Origin of the sequence: Alicyclobacillus acidoterrestris, assembly GCF_022674245.1 — a bacterium.
Taxonomy (GTDB): Bacteria; Bacillota; Bacilli; order Alicyclobacillales; family Alicyclobacillaceae; genus Alicyclobacillus; species Alicyclobacillus acidoterrestris.
Genome location: NZ_CP080467.1, coordinates 59910 through 76225, shown reverse-complemented (window position 1 = coordinate 76225; position 16316 = coordinate 59910). Strand labels below are relative to the sequence as shown.

8 protein-coding genes and 1 pseudogene are annotated in these 16316 nt (G+C 46.3%); all 9 read right to left on the bottom strand.

Features of this window, described 5'->3' with window-relative positions; all coding sequences use genetic code 11:
- Positions 1-8 precede the first annotated feature (8 nt).
- The 9 genes and pseudogenes from drmC to K1I37_RS21690 all read right to left on the bottom strand — a co-directional run bounded on the left by drmC (position 9) and on the right by K1I37_RS21690 (position 16298).
- Positions 9-776: a DISARM system phospholipase D-like protein DrmC gene (gene drmC, locus K1I37_RS00375; protein ID WP_021296326.1), complete on the bottom strand. Its 768-nt coding sequence runs from the start codon at positions 774-776 to the stop codon at positions 9-11.
- Positions 769-2607, bottom strand: coding sequence for a DUF1998 domain-containing protein (gene drmB, locus K1I37_RS00370; protein WP_236613868.1), 1839 nt, complete (start codon positions 2605-2607; stop codon positions 769-771). Before drmB ends, drmC begins: the two co-directional genes overlap by 8 nt.
- A gap of 11 nt (positions 2608-2618) precedes the next feature.
- Positions 2619-6488 carry a DISARM system helicase DrmA gene (gene drmA / locus K1I37_RS00365; RefSeq protein ID WP_021296323.1) on the bottom strand — a complete coding sequence of 1290 codons (3870 nt, stop codon included), beginning with the start codon at positions 6486-6488 and terminating at the stop codon, positions 2619-2621.
- A gap of 86 nt (positions 6489-6574) precedes the next feature.
- Positions 6575-10633, bottom strand: coding sequence for a DNA methyltransferase (locus tag K1I37_RS00360; RefSeq protein WP_021296322.1), 4059 nt, complete (start codon positions 10631-10633; stop codon positions 6575-6577).
- A gap of 2 nt (positions 10634-10635) precedes the next feature.
- Positions 10636-13782, bottom strand: a complete 3147-nt coding sequence (gene drmD, locus K1I37_RS00355; protein WP_021296321.1) for a DISARM system SNF2-like helicase DrmD — start codon at positions 13780-13782, stop codon at positions 10636-10638.
- Positions 13775-14893, bottom strand: coding sequence for a DNA cytosine methyltransferase (locus K1I37_RS00350; protein WP_021296320.1), 1119 nt, complete (start codon positions 14891-14893; stop codon positions 13775-13777). Before K1I37_RS00350 ends, drmD begins: the two co-directional genes overlap by 8 nt.
- 712 nt (positions 14894-15605) lie before the next feature.
- Positions 15606-15851, bottom strand: a pseudogene (locus K1I37_RS21695) (integrase core domain-containing protein); the annotation flags it as partial.
- Between the two features lie 11 nt (positions 15852-15862).
- Positions 15863-16078: an IS3 family transposase gene (locus K1I37_RS00345; protein ID WP_021296318.1), complete on the bottom strand. Its 216-nt coding sequence runs from the start codon at positions 16076-16078 to the stop codon at positions 15863-15865.
- A complete protein-coding gene (locus K1I37_RS21690) occupies positions 16050-16298 on the bottom strand; it encodes an IS3 family transposase (RefSeq protein WP_407653215.1) in 249 nt (82 codons plus the stop codon). The genes K1I37_RS00345 and K1I37_RS21690 overlap by 29 nt, the downstream gene beginning before the upstream one ends.
- Between the last annotated feature and the right edge of the window lie 18 nt (positions 16299-16316).

Below are 16316 nucleotides of genomic sequence, written 5' to 3'. Positions count from 1 at the left end.
TCTATCGATTATACTCTTTGAACAACTCCAGTTGTTACTAAATAATCTAAGTGTTGTTCAAGTTTTTGCGGTACAGCTCCCCCGCGAACTAAGACACCGAGCTCCATGTTTTTCTCCATTGCGGCCTGGCTGAGGTTTGCACTTGTAACGAAAGCGACAGCACTATCTGCTACGGCACATTTTGCATGTACAGAACCCACTTGGACATAGCTGTCTGGTTTCGTCATCCAAGTATATACATTCGCTGCCGGTATCGAACTTTTCATAGCTGTTATCGAATCAAAACTCACATGTCCACCACGTTGACTTGGTGACTCTAAAAGCACATCAATACGAACTTGGCGAGCAACTGCTTCCTGTAACGCCTTGATTATTGTATCAACCTCATAAGCCACAAAACTTACTAGGAAAATTCTTTTTGTGGCGTATGCAATAACCTCACGAAGCACTTGCTCCGTATGACGAACAGGAACCAACCCAGTGGATGGCCCTGTCCATACTAATTCTACGACGTTTCGGCTTTCTATCACTGAAGATGTGGCAGAAGCTGCATATAGTGCAGATGACACCTCTGCGGGACTTGTGTACGGAACTTTTCCCCATGCCACGCGCAACCGGTCAAATAGTGCTAACTCCCTATCACCCCAAAAACCAGATTTAATTTGGTCGATTTGTTGTATTGAGTCTAAGGAGTTTATTTTCCTAGAAATTGAATTTATTCGTTGCGGATGTATCTCAAGACCGATTTCGGCGACGACTTGCCAAAATTCATCCATCGACGCCACTCCCCATATCAAAGAAAGCCGCATCTTCACATTCTAAAGTACGAACCAATAGAGCTCTGTCTAAATACCTGTTCCCTCGTTCGCATGAAGTCTCGGCCACGAACCCACAAGCGTGACAACAAGCAGCATGCAAGGATCGGTCATTACTTGGAGCATGTTCCGAACACAGGGGATCAGACGAACAAACACCAGCCCTTAATAGAGCCTGTCGAATCAGTCTTCCTAAGCTTTCTGCCTTGCCTAATTCAACAAGTCCGCCGAGAGTACCATCTGAATCAGGAGCTGCAGTATAAAGGAGGACTCCGGCCATGGGTTTCTCCTCATCTGCATTTGCGTAGATACGTTCACGAATACTCGCCGCGTTGTAACCGCACTCTAAAGCAAGTTCGCGAATCAAGAGATGTGCGAAGGTGTGCAACATTGCATATCTTATCCCGGGATACGCTACATCCGGATTTAACTTCCGAGCATTTCTCCAACCGCGATGTCCAGCCTGTAGCGATTCATCTCTCCTCTTGACTGAACTGCGCTCCTCCCATTTACGTATTGCGGATTCAGAGAACTTAACAAATATGCCCTCGCCATGTACTTCGCTAACCGGAATCCAATCAGGGTTACCGCGACATATGCTTGCCATTGGTGGCCGCTCATCGGGATCATCTGTTTCCTCGGGAGCTTCTACTCTTGTATATCCGATTAGGGCATTTACCTCGCGAAGTCTCTCCACCAATAGCACATCATCGATTTGAGCACTAAAGGCTTGAGGTATTTCTGTTCTTCTTGCCAAGAATTGAGGCCAATCTGTTCGTGGATTCGGAGATGTTAATATCCCCCATTCAGGAACCTTGATATCTGCCTCAGAAACAATAGCCTCTTGAGTGTTTCCCTCTCGCTTATCTTGAATAGCCTTCCAAATTTCTTTCGGATCGTGTTGATCAATTCCAGGCAAAACCGCGCTCTTTGTCAACGTCTTAACAATTACCTTGACTTCATCCTGAGACTCTGCATCAGCAAAATACTCCCATCCGTCAAGCACTAACTGATTTACTTGATTTTTCTCCAATGGAATAGCAAGGACAGACAGGGTGATAGGAAACCAACTGTTAGTTGCCCCAAGGAGCACCGTCCTGGGGGCTTCATCACATGATGTTTCAAACGTATCTAAATGTGGATGTCGTCCGCGGCATGCAGGAAGATTGTCTTTTGCGTCTTCCCCAAATGCAAAAACCATCGGTCTCGTAACACCACATTCATCACATTTAACCTTCAGATCCTCGGTTTGCAAAGAGGCATTGCTTTCAAAAAATCTTAACGTACCAGTGCATTCACTTGGACCGCTATGGACATACCAATGCCATGGGAAATCATCCAAATGACCATTTCTACATGCAAGCAAAAACCTAGCCGGTACAGCATCGGTGTTTGAACCCTTCTCGCAATTTGTATGTACAAAGTGTGTCCGATCGGGACGATAGGGATCGGGCTTAATATCAAACAAACCAGAGTCGTATTCTCCGAGAAGACCACATTTTACACATCTAAGCCAACGTGGAAATGGTCGTACAGGTACACCTATTTTACCTTCCGCCGAAAAGGGGCTCGCATTTTCATCCCTTAGAAACGGAGGTACGCGTAAACGTTCTACCTGGGGACCGAGCACACGACGTACTGCAGCCAATAACCTTGCTTCCTCAACCGGTTGACAGTGGTTTACATCCCATCTGTCGAGTCCCATTGTAATCACTGAAAGGTTTGGTAGGTCAATGAGAGCACCCGGACCATATGTCCACAACAATTGACTTGGCCTTACTTGACCAACCACATATGTGCTCACTATTTCGTGCTCCCTTCGCGCTTCGTGTTTTTCTCTTGGGCCTTCCACTGCGGAAGTTCAGATAAGCTCATTGTATCCATTACCAACTGAACGCCGGGTTCAACTTCTCGCATGGACATAGGAACGGTAAATTCGTCCCACGCAAGCACTCCAGGCTTTTTCAACAATGCTGCAACATCTCCCTGGCCGTGACGTGTTTCATAGCCAAGATGTCTTCCTGGTCTTGTCGATTCCTTCACCCAACGGTCGATGCGATCCGAGATCATCGATATTGTATTGTCCTTAGCTGATTTACCTTTCACTTTCCACGCTCTATCAGAAAAAGCGTGCCTCACTTTCTCAACTTCGTACTTTGTTGTGCTGTCGAGAGCTTCTGCGCCGGAATTGGGATTCAAAGATTCAGAGTACATTCTCAACCAGCTGACCATTGCACCGGTTAGTCCTCGATCCAATGCACGGGGCGCAAAAGGGGTAACCGATTGGGCTTCTACATGTTTATAAAAAGTTGAATGATAGTGCTCGAAAGTCTCATAGTGCGATAAATCCCGAGGTCGTGACCAAGTTAAAACTGTGCAGACCAATCCCGGAAAAGAACGTCCAACTCGACTGGTTGCCTGAATGTACTCCGCCGTACTTTTGGGTTGCCCGTTCACAACCATAAGCCCCAATCGATTCACATCCACGCCTACTGAGAGCATGTTAGTCGCAAGCACGATATCAACGGGTTTTTCTTTCTTCTCCGGTGATTTCTTGAATTTAATTTCCAAACGATCCAATTTGCTCGGTATGTCCTTGTTGGACACTCGAGAAGTCAGTTCATCCACGTTTCGCACAGCGCGTTGTTTTAACCCAGGTCGCGCCACATTACTCATTTGCACTCGATAGGAACGTGTTTGAACATCGTCCTCAGCAAGGCGCCGCATACCTCCTAGTTCACGAAGCGAATTGAAATAGCCGACTACGGTCATGTAGGGATCTGCCACTTGACCGAAGTGGTCAAATAATGACTGCGCCGCCGTAAGCATAGCCACATATACTCGAATCAGCACAGCGGGTCTTGAGCTTCCTGGTGAACATATGCCTATATAACGACGTCCGGGTTTTTGCTCAACCGGTCTCTGAACAGAGAAAAAGTTGTCTTCGACATCTAGCCCATGTGGCGGGAACACGGATACTTCCCTTAAGAAAACGTTCCGGACTTGCTCACTTGCCTTTCGAACGGTCGCTGTGGAAGCAATGATTTTTGGTCTGATGATTTTCCCATTAAGCGTCCAAGAACAAAGGTCGTCCACGGCAGTTTCATATAATCCAACCATTGTGCCTAGCGGACCACTGATCAGATGGAACTCATCCTGAATAATTAAGTCAGGCGGGCGAATGGCCTTTATTTGCCGAACTGAGGTCGATAACAGATTCCCTTTTCTCTGATGGTTTCCCGTACAATCAGCTTCCGGCCATAACAATCCATGACGTGGACATTCTTGAGAAGCATGGCCAAACAGAGTCCTTACTTGACCTCTCCATGCAGTCAGCGCGAACTTATCTACTGTTGCAATCAACATCGATGGAGGGCGTCGATATAATTCATCATCTACAACAAGAACTGGTATTCCTAAGTCCTTTGATCGTGATTTGCTAAAATCACATCGTCCATACTTGTCACTACAGTAAATCAGTGTTCTACCAATCTCCCTATCAACATGGACGTCCCTACCGGGAAGTATTTCAGAGCCACACCAAGGACAGCTCGTGAGTTGGGCAGGCGTGGAACCACTACGATGCTTTTTTTCACGTTCAGCTTCAATGGCATCATGACTCTCTTTGGTTGTATTTGGTGTGACACGTTGACCAACCCACAAACCAATCGTAAAAGGCTCTTGCCCCCACACTTGCGGATTACCCCGTCTCAGCACCTCCATAGCGCAAATTAAAGCCGTGGCACGTTGAAATTGCTGAAGGGTTAAGAGACGAAGTGTATACCGCATGATTACGGCCAGTCCGCGTCCTGAATCAAAGTCGCCAAGGTCGTGCTGTAGCCGGCGGATCGCCATTGTAAAAGCAGCAACACCTAAATAAGCCTCCGTTTTGCCTCCACCAGTTGGAAACCACAATAAGTCGGCATATGCCTCAAGAGGTTCCGTGCGATCTTTGTGAGTGGGATCCGCTAACGAAGGTATTGATAAAAGCATGAAAGCAAGCTGAAACGGTCGCCACGATCTATTTTTCGAAACATTGAGAGCATCTAAATCCGGTGCTTCTCCACGTCGTCGCTGTAAAGCAAATATGCTGTGAATACGCTGAGAAGCCATTGCCCGATTGGCGAACCTGAATGCTTCAACAGCCTTTTCATTGGTTCGCAATGTATTGATGCCATCTTTAAGCCTACCAAGCACTATTTCGCAACGGTTCAATGCTTCATTCGCTGGACTCTCATACCCGTGCACAGAGCTTCCAATTCTCGATCTTTGCTCGGTAATCCAGTTTTTATAGTCTTCAGTAAGGATGGTTAAAGCATTTATGAGTTCATCGACTTCCAACTGTGCAAGTCGCTCCATGTCGAGATATCCTTCATTCACAAGTCGTCTCATCGCTGGACGATCACTTACATCCAGACCGGGAGTTTCGGTGACCGGAACTTCAAAGGTTGGAATCACACTGGTTCGAACCTCAATTGCGTGTTCATTGTCATGCTCAGCAATAACTGCGTGAACTGATACCCCGTGACCTACAGCAAACTCGACATGGTTCCGATATATCATCTCAAGGGATTCTCGTTCTTCGTCTGCTCCATTCATCCCTAACACAGGGCGCTTTCTAAAAATCGCCTGTCCATGCAAATCGCGAACTTTCATTGCCGGCTGAAATACCCATGCTGCATCCTGATTTTGTTTCGGTGCGTCCTGGGTATTAACCATGAATAGAGTTACCAACCTATCCCCGCTTTCGAGAGGATTACTTACAGTTCCCTGTATAATGACCTCGGGACAAGTTTCATCAATAACAAAAGGTTCAATTATTCCCTGCTTTAAGGTAATGGTTTTTGTCCCACCAGACGGTATCCTTTTCCAAGCACGAAATGGTTTTTCAGTCTTTTCATTAATTCGTTCGCTTTCTCCACGCTGATAACGGCCCCACCTTGCATCAAGTTCGACCTCTGAAACAGATCCATCTACACAGAATGTAAATCCAATGGATGATGGAACAAGCGACTGATTAGTTGAAGCATCAACTTCCCCTTCAGATTCCTCCGAGTCAATCTCACCTGCCTTGGCAATGTTGTCTTCATCTTCGATGCGGGTGTTCTGCGGTGCAAGCTTACCCACCAAATATCGATCCCGCACACTCATATCAATAATTTCCTCGGTAGGTCCTCCCGCTGGACCTAGAAGATCATCCACCACCGCGGACTGAAGTAGTTCCCGGACGTAGGCCTGCTCTTGCGGAGTATCGCCCGAAACAACTGGTAGGGCGGAGAACTGAAATCCACATATCTGTTGTGTCACCGATTCGAAAACTGCCCAATCCAAACGGGAAATGAAGCTGGCATTCTGACTCTGTGAAACGCCGAAATCGGTGAGTGATTTCACTGGCTCAACTGCTGTAATTCCATCGAAGAGAAAGGTAGTGCAACTATGACCCGGACGTTTACGATAGACCCTTGCAATGGCAAAAATCCGCATTGTCTCTTCTATCAACAAAAAACCATCTCCGGGGCGTATGCCAGCACATTCGGATGAGTCCATATCTAAGGTAATGGAGAAATAAGCTAATGACTGCGAGTTGTTGATGCGGACGATCCACGCATTTGGTTGGACACTGTGGAGATCAGGTGCCTCAACTCCTAAGCTATCATGGTTCTCCTTTGCCATGTATATCCCTCCAAATCACCTTGACCTGAGGTTACGCTGTCCCTCAATTTCGTAAGGCAATCATCTTCTTTGACAAACATGCGGATTCATATAAATAAACCAAGTTGTTTCTCATCTTGGTTGTCTCGTTTCGAACGACGAATCTTTTGATTCCCCGGGTTTACCTTTTTGTTTCCGGCCCCTACAGGTGTCTCTAATTCAAAACGATCATGGTTCAATTTTAGAAGACGTATGAGCACTTCTCTTGCAGCCGACTCGGAAATGGTGTATCGAAGTCCTTGTTTGGTGTCGTAAAATCCATGCTCTAACTGGATGTCTCCCCAACCATAAGCATTAGCTACAGCATAGTCCATTACCATATGGAGGTTCCTCAGCTCCGCAATATCATCTGCAGCTTCATTCGGATCGTGAAAGCGGTTATAAGTGCTAGTCAAACCTTCACTCCGGGACAACATTATTTTCTTCCGAGTATCATGATAACTCAGACCAACTTCTTCAAGTCCCTCGCCACTTAGATGTAAAAACGGGTACGTATCAAAACAGTCTGACGGCGCGTATCGAATGTCTCCCTTCATTGAAGAGCTTTGCCTCCTTACCCACAACTCATGAAATGAGCACTGAAGTGTGGCAAAAGCTGCCCATGAAGGTAAGTCAAAAACAAACACTGCGTGACTGAAGACTTGCTTCGCTGGTACACGAACGATTGCGACGTATTTGGTCACGCCAGATATCACAAATACGTTCTCTTTGTTTTTTAATTTGTCGTATAATTCCTCTCGAGTCCTCCAATGACGCCACCAATATTTGCGGTCTGCCTCTGTGCGTCCTTTATCTCTTTCTGGTTTGACTAGTAGGCGTACGCGCTGGAGTAACTCAGGCCATCTACTCTCGCATTCCTCCAAACTTGCATTACGAAAGTCAATGGCCCACCGGTCGGCTTTCTGTTGGGGGTCCGAATTCACGCTTTCTCCATTGAGGTAGGGATGAATGACCTGTTTATTTTCCACCGCATTACTCATATAAGCTTTTGCTTCATCTTGAGTTAGTATGAACCCAGTTCCTCTCAGAACAGACCCCTGGTAACAATGCTGCTTATTACCGAGTAATTTTTTCGCTTCTCCCCATCCCTCTTTGTCGTCTAGCGCTGGAGATATGAACTCGACGGGGTGTTGATCTAGATGCTTCAACCCGCTCCAGTCCCCCTGATGTCCGATAACGAGGGACGCCGTTACGGCTGCTGATCCCGGCCAAGGGAATGAGGAGAGAGCAAAGCGAATACTTGTACCCGACTTGTCAACCAAGTACGCCAACCCTGTACGGGCAGTGTCCCCCTGAGCGATGGTATTTGTCGATAACAAGCCAAATTCGCCATTTTCTCGTAGAATCATCGATGCCCGTAGATAGAAAAAGGAACACAAATCCGCATTCAAGCTTGAATGTGGCCACAGTGTGACAAACCACTGCATCATGGTATCTCCAAGAGCGCTTCTCATACGACGTCCACCCATAAACGGAGGATTTCCGATTATTGCATCGAACCCACCGTTTTTTGACATGAATACTTCCGGATACTCAAGTGGCCAATGAAAGGGCTTCCGGGTTATGGTACTTCCTGGGATACTTCCACCTAATGCATCGCGTATTCTTTTTGATGCAGTTATGATAATTTCTCCATTTCCATCAAACAACTCCTCGGCGTAGTACGCTAAGTCCTGTAGGGCGAGCTCAAGTTCACGGGCACTTCCATTAACTCGTAAATATTCACCAATCAACGCATCGGCTAGACACTCTATGCCTTCGAGCTTGTTAGTCGCTGTTTTATCCAAGTGTTTCATCGTCTCAACGTCATGAATATCACGAATGGGTATATTACGTAACTTCTCTCGGATTTCAGCTGCTTCCCCAACGACCTGAACGATATTACGTCCGAAAAGCCCAAGCAGCCGCTCCTCGGCTTCGGGCCTTAGAACTAACTTTGTCAATTGGTCTAATCGGTGAATTCCAACTAAGCTATCACCGTTACGCAAATTGTGATCCAAGAACGCAAACGGTCGATTCTTCGCCATGGTAATTAGCCAGATTGAAAGTTTAGCTAGTTCTACCGCCAAAGGATTGACATCAACCCCATATAGACAACGCTCAGCAACCAACTGCCTTGCAATGATTAGGCGCTCATCAAGTTGAGACGGCATTGGTTCAGCGTCCTCAAGACTTTCTTGTACAAGTCCATCGACTGTAATTACCTTACCGTTTTGTTCCTCAACAGCCCACGCTTCAATCAATCTTTCGGCAATCCACCGACATGCTTGAACTAAAAAAGCTCCAGACCCCATTGCTGGATCACAGATCTTGAGATCTAGTATTTGGGACGATAACTTCAACTGCCACAGTTCCCTTGGCTTGCCCTCTTCAGGGCCCACATAAACTAACGGCTCTAGGGTAAGCGCAACTATACTCTCGGTTAGTGACTTGGGTGTGTAATGAGTCCCAGTATCTCTCCGATCTGCCCCTAAAGTGACCATAAAGGAATTCTCACGGTAAATAATTGGTTCGTCCCACGCATCAGTACGGAGTAGATTCACGTAAGGGAGGATACGCTCAGCGAGTTTCGTATCCCCACCACAAACTGATAAAAGGCGAACAATTGCCTCTTCTTCGGGGGTGCGCTCTATCGCATGCCGAATAGCAGATTCACTCCGTTTTGTCGTCTCCTTGACGCACGCTATCAAGGTTTCTGCACTGTCTAAAAACGCTGACTCCAACTCATGCAAAGGAATATTGGGATCCTTTGCATTCTGAGATCCTGTTAGGCCTAATGTTATTTGGGGCACGCGTTTCGCAGTATGCTCAAGGAGGCCCTCATATACATGACCGATTTGCTCCACATCTAATGCACGGTACGACAGCATAACTGCTCCCTGGGACTGTTCAAGAACCTGAAGGGAGTTTAGAAGTAACAAAACTGTCCGATTGTCGATTGGTAAGGGCATAGCCTCTGTCTCAATCCAACTGGTTCCTTTTTGTCGTCCTTCTAAGAAGGGAAAACGATCCGGATCAAAAAGGGAACCTCCGAGGGCTGGCATTCTCAAGGATTCATGTTCTATCCCGCTGTATATCGTTCGGAATACAGTGAGCACTCTAGCCCAAGCATCATATCTACGTTCGAGAACTTCCTGCCCGTGTAGATCCCTTTCTTCTTCAAGTTGCGCACGTAATGTCGAAAGTGCGTAATACTGGTCATAAACCGGATCCCCCAACAGTAGTAATCCGCGTTCCTCCGCACAGAGAATAAAAACCAGTCGCATCATAACAGTTAGACCAGCTTCGTATAGTTCTGATGGTTCAACGTCCTGTAACAACTTACGATCTCGGTCTTCATCAGCTTTATCGAGACATTGAACCAGAACTTCCACAGCTCGCCGTACCTGTGCTCCTAATGTGTCTGTAACCTCATCCTGATGTTGTAGGGACTCTTGGAGTAATGCTTCTAAAGTTTCATCCTCAGGACCAAAACAACGGCGCACGCCCAAGAGTGATTGAAAAGCTTGAAGAGTTATCGGTTCTTGTATCCATAACCGTGAATACCACGATGCATAGCCCGATGTCGCACCTTCGATCGCGTTCACAAGGGTCCATCGTTCACCATTAGTAATTAACCCTAATTGCACCTCGCTTTCGCGGCAGAGCAACACCATTCTCTCAATTGGGGAAACTGGCCATCCATCATTTTGCCGCACACTTTCCATATCGGTTTCAGGATCTAGGATGGACACAAATAACCGAGGTTTGGCGTTATTTCCTAAGGAAACTACTAGGTCAGGAGCAAATTGACTACATGTATCCATAGAGCGGACTGACAAAGGCTGATCTAATTCAGAATTGGGAATTAGTACATCGTCGTCATATTCTAAAACATCCTTGAGAACAAGTCGTACCCATTCCCGATGTAAGGCACGAAGATCATTATCCTTATTATCTACGGCCTCTGACCACTCTTCATAAGCTGCACGAAGGCGCCGCCTTCTTGGGGTCTCTACAGATTCCAATCCCTGCGGGAACGCACGTTCCAACATACTTACAGCAAGAAATGGACCCGATACCTCGATTAATGAAAGCCACTCAATATGCCGAGACACACGTTCCATTGTTATCTACCCTTTTCCAATTGCGATTGTGGTACAAGAAATACTACCGCGACAGGGAATGTCCGATCAACCAAATTCTTATAACGGCTCTGCACCGATGCGATTTCACGTTTTTTCTCTTCGGGAATGCGTTCCAGTCGCGCTCTAAGCGCGTCCATGTCACGTCGAAGCTGGTTACGTTCCTCTTCAGGCCATAATTGTAATTCCATCTGTTGAGGACCATCATCCTCTAATTCGTTTTTGAGGTTCTGTTCAAGCTCGTTAAGCACGGTTAATACATCGTCTATTTCACTTAGTTTTCTCCTGCTTAGTGTGCTTCCGAGGTATTTGAGACGATCACGGGATCGTGCTTCCACCGCTGCCCATATCGATTCTTCATCTCTCTTGAACCTTTCCTCTAAGATACTGAATAATACAGGACTTGGCTCAATCGGGATGGACCTCTCAAGCAGGCTCTCCAGACGACCAATTTGGGGGATCCTTGTAAAACCGGAGTCCTTTATCTCTCCGCCTGCAAGAGTTATTTCCTCATGTAACCGATTATGGCCGCCACCCGTTATGAGGAGTCGGGACCATACTGCTACGCCCAGTTCTTGCAACTCAGTATCCGGAACACACCGAACTGTTACTCGGTGGAGCAGCTTAACATCATCAAGTTTCCACAATTCTTCCCTTAGCAAACGTAGGCACATTTGTACAAGCTTATGATTCAAGTGGACCAGGACAACGTCGTCCCTACCTTTTGCCACATCATGATCAAAAGTAATTGGACGCCTAAAGCCGGTATGAGGGTGTTCCAGTCCTGCAGTAGCACGCCCCCACGATCCGGGTAGCGTCGGAACCTCAAACACCTTACCATTTGGAACTCCCGGTAAGGAAATGGACTTTAACGGGGGCTTTTCCGCGAGTTCAAGAGCTACACGGACGGTCCGTTCGATGTGCTCAGAATCTAAATGTAAGTTACTTTTAGCTTCCAGGAGCTTTTCATGAAGCCGCGTAATTCGCTCGTGTAACCGCCTTTCGACCGAAATCAGCCTTCTTATATGACGCTCCTTCGATTCAGCATTGGATATATCCAAAGTTTTGCGTTTACCCAACATTGCATCTAAGATTTGTTGTGATATCACGGGACCTACAGTACCCAGGTCCTCCCGGATCTGCTCAACTTTTAATGCAGCTCTCATTAGATATTCATGGTCACCTAAGCCACCAAAGTTTCGCGGGCTACCTCCGGTGTTAAACCCCTTGCCCACCGGATGCCAAATAAACACGGCCTTCTCCCTTTGTCCGTGTCGGTCAATTCTGCCGTTTCGTTGTTCCATTATGTTTGGATTCCAAGGAATCTCGACATGAATCATGTAGTTACAATGATTCTGTAGATCGATACCCTCGGAGGCTGCATCGGTTGCTAGTAAAATCCGAACTGGAGAAATATCGGGATGAGTTTGAAATGCAGCTTTGATTTTCTCGCGTTCTTCGAGAGGTGTCCCACCATGTAGTACCATAAGACGATCTCCCCCGAACCCGTGAGTCGCGAGAATTTGCCGTAACCACTCGTGAGTTGCACGATACTCAGTGAACAAAATTACTCTTTTCTTATTCCATTGACCGTTAGGCTTCAAATACGTACTAAGCCAGCTAAGAATGGCATTCGCTTTTGAATCCGCACGATTTTTTGCTCGTTCTGCCCAATTGCTTAACTTATCTAGCATTATTCGTTGTTCTTGTGAAAGGGGAATCGAAAGTTCACTAGCAATGTCTATAGCTTGACCCTGTGCATCTTCCGCTTGGTCCTCATTTTCATATTCCCCTTCTGCTTGTACAATTGCCCTGTGCAAAATGCGTTCCTTCAACGCCCTTGCTTCACTACCCTTGTTATTTCGTTCAAAGCTCTCCCTATGTTTTGCAAGAGTAACAGCGAACGCCATCGGTGATGAAAACAGCCTCTTTTTTAGGAGGACATGAACGAAATCTGTAGCATATGCATAGCGCGTTCCCTGTACACTTTGGGAGCGGCTGCGGATAAATTTCTGTAATAAATTATGAATCTCTAGTTCCTCATCAGAATAGTCTACTTCAAGACACTCAAGCTTGCGCACCGGAAAAAGTGGTTGGTTATCTGCGTCAACTAGGTCACTCTTGAGTCTACGGATCATGATCCGCTGTAATTGTTTTTCATCTGGCATGACTGTTCTAGCAAAACGCTGATCATCCAATAATTCGAGCAGTGCTGTAAATGATTCCTGATAACCATTATGAGGCGTAGCACTCAAGAAGAGTCGATGTGAAAAATGAGGAGAAATGAGGCGTATCAGTTTCGTTCTTTGGCTCTCAAGAGCATAACGAGACGCAACAGCAGGAGCAACGTTATGTGCTTCATCAACAACAAGGATATCGAATTTGCGAGGATAAGTTGGATGCGATGGAAGAACATCTCTCAACAAGCGCAACCCCTCTCCACTCTTCATCCAATCCATTGACGAGATGAGACGTGGAAACGATGTCCAAGGATTTACGCGAATACCCCGCTCTCGGCGAAGTTTCTTGATATACTCTGTGTCAACGATTCTAAATTCAAGCCCAAATTTATCTTGCATTTCCGTTTGCCACTTAACTTGCAGGGGGGCAGGACATACGATTAGCACTGTTCTAGCACGATGCCGAACCAAAAGCTCCTGTATTACTAACCCGGCTTCAATAGTCTTACCAAGCCCTACATCGTCTGCAATAAGCAGATTGACACGTGCCATATCAATAGCTCGTACTAAAGGATCGAGTTGATAGTCCTCAATAGTAACTCCGCTCCGGAATGGGGCTTGAAGAAAAGATTTATCAGCATTCGTCGCTGTCCCCCACCTCACAGCATCCAGGAATGCTTCAAGTCGATCAGCAGAGTCCCATCCTGTAATTTGTGGCAAGCCAGCTCTCTCAATGATGCGCGCTCCAGGCTCTAATTGCCAAATGACTTGAATCTCCTCGCCCAGAGAATCCTCATTAATAGATGACAGTGTAACAAGATGCTGAGAGCTTAAGTCAGATGATAAAGCATTGCCTTGCACCTGGTGGACAACCCACTGACGTCGGCGCACTTCAACAAGTTGTCCAGGTTCAGGGACATGACCGGTGTATGAATACATTTCATTATGCATATTGCATACCTCCAGATAGAACTGCGGCTCTGCATTCAAGCTCATTTACATGTGCAAGTATGCTCCTACCTATAACTTCTCCCAGTTTTACAGGAACCGCATTTCCAATCAAACGTCCAATTGTAGCAATCGATATGTCTTGGTCCGGAGCAACAAATTTGTAATCACGGGGGAAACTTTGCAATATAGCCCCTTCACGGAGAGAAAGTGCTCTATCTTGTTCTGGGTGTCCGAACCTACCGTTTCCAAACCCAAAAAACTGAGTAGTTATTGTTGGAGCAGGTTGGTCCCATTCCATGCGTCCATAAACGCCCGGATATGATTTCCCTGTTTTTTTCTTATGACACTCTGCTATCAGTTCCTTATCCCAATCCCTCCACGAACCGCCTGGACGGGAGGCCCGGATGCGGCGAAGGTTAATAGGAGACAAAGACGAACATCGATGAAGGGGATCCATATCGCATTTGCCACCAGCTTCGAGAGGTGGAAGATCTCCGATTGCATCGCGCACTGATTTCAATCCCGATCCACATAGTGAAGGATCTAGTAACTTTATTGCTCCTAACTTAGATGCTAGAAGAACCAATCGCTTACGCTGTTGTGGTATTCCATACTCAGCACAATTTACAATTTGGTATGACACCTTGTATCCTTCATCCTTCAGGGTTTGAACAAATTCTTGGAATACATTTTGACGCTCGAGATTAGGTACGTTCTCCATCGTTACAAGCTCAGGGGATACCTCTTTAACAATTCTCGCAAATTGCAAAAGAAGCCACCAGCGACTATCGGTTTCTCGGGCTCTTTGATTGTACGTAGAAAATGTTTGACAAGGAGCACATCCTGCCAAAAGGCGGAGTCTACTATTTGTAAATGCATCGTTGATTTCCTCTGCGGTCACATCTTCAACTGACTTCAAAACAAAATTAGCTTTGTTATTCGCTGTGTATGGATAAGCGCAAGCTGGGTCTATGTCAATCCCGAGCCGGACATCAATCCCAGATCTTTCTAGTCCGTTAGTCAGTCCTCCGGCACCACTGAACAAGTCCACTGCACTTACTAGTGCCTCTATAGTGGTATCCACTTCGTTCATACCACTCTGGTGCTTCATACGATAACTACCTGCCCTTTTCTCAAAAGTTGATAACCGCGTTTTATACAAACGCCTTCCTTCGGAATTTGCGTCGAAAGGAAGAGCGTTATTGGAAAGATATGTGACAATCCGTCCCGTTGAACAAGTTAATTTTGTGAACTATGTTCTATTCGCCGAACAGCTGAGACTTCCTGCTGAAACATGATGTTATCACCAAAAAATGTAAATCACTTTAAGGACCCCGTTTCCAGGGAGGTTAAGATCCGGTGGATAGTACAGTAGGGAATCTTCAACAACAACAGATGTATCGGGCCTGTCATTATAGGATGGCTAGTTCCAAATGCCCCTCAAAATGAGGATTTTCCTTCCATAAAACTTACCTTATCAATCTGACACTTACTACAATCCCCTTGAAATCACTGGTTGCCTTTGAGCACTAGGAGAGAGGTGATGTATATGACGCTTTACCGCCTAGCAGAGGATGATCCTCGTAATCCGCAAGTGTGATTACCGCGTACAACGTAGAATCCGCCCTCGAATGTTATATCGCTGCAATTGGAGAACCGGACTGGAGGCAAAAAGTTTTTGAATTTCTGCCGCAAACTCCGGACGATACTTTTAATGAATTCATTCAGAGTTTTGTCAAGGAAGAAATGGACCCGGCACGGTTTAACCCCTCAATATTAGAGCCTTGCTCCCTTAATCTCACTCGCTCGTAAAATTGCATGCATTAAACCTTGATCACGAATGGCTTCACTTCATTGTGGGCAATCGCACGAATGAATTGTTCCGGCGCTAGGTCATACAAACTACCGTGAACTCGGCGCTGGTTGTAGAACGTAATGTATTCTGTCACGACTTCATACGCTGCTTGATAGTTCTCGAATTCTGCAGCAAATAGGCGGTCGCTTTCCAACTGTGAATGAAACGATTCAATATGCGCGTTCTTGTTTGGCGTCTTCGGCGGAATACGTTCATGCGTTACACCTAGATACTCACAGCGCCCTCAAAGACATGACTAATGAATTGCGGGCCATTGTCCGTTCGGATGACCGGAAGGTTGTGGCTCTCAAATAGCCGCCTCTTCCACAACGCACGCTGTAGTACCTTCGCCGCGTGTTGACTCTCACAGGAGAGTCCGATGTGATAGTCCACAATGGCGCGGTCGTACACATCAATGATGCTCATCAGCAATGTAGCCATACTTGATATCCATTTCCCAGAGTTGGTTTGAGCCAGTGATTTCTCTATTGTTTGCCAGCCGTCTTGGATGCTGTATTTTTTTGCGACGCTGCGGCTTTAGGATATCTAGTTCCGCACAAAGGCGGTACACCTTCTTGTTGTTGACAATCAGGTCATGGTACCGTCGCAAGTATACAGTTAGCTTCCTGTAACCATAACTCGCCTCATCTCCAGATATCACCCCCAACAGCCATTCTTT

Coding starts and splice junctions, on each gene's coding strand:
- drmA (WP_021296323.1), bottom strand. CDS start 6,488: ATGGCAAAGGAGAACCATGATAGCTTAGGAGTTGAGGCACCTGATCTC.
- K1I37_RS00345 (WP_021296318.1), bottom strand. CDS start 16,078: ATGGCTACATTGCTGATGAGCATCATTGATGTGTACGACCGCGCCATT.
- drmD (WP_021296321.1), bottom strand. CDS start 13,782: ATGCATAATGAAATGTATTCATACACCGGTCATGTCCCTGAACCTGGA.
- K1I37_RS00350 (WP_021296320.1), bottom strand. CDS start 14,893: ATGAAGCACCAGAGTGGTATGAACGAAGTGGATACCACTATAGAGGCA.
- drmC (WP_021296326.1), bottom strand. CDS start 776: ATGGATGAATTTTGGCAAGTCGTCGCCGAAATCGGTCTTGAGATACAT.
- K1I37_RS00360 (WP_021296322.1), bottom strand. CDS start 10,633: ATGGAACGTGTGTCTCGGCATATTGAGTGGCTTTCATTAATCGAGGTA.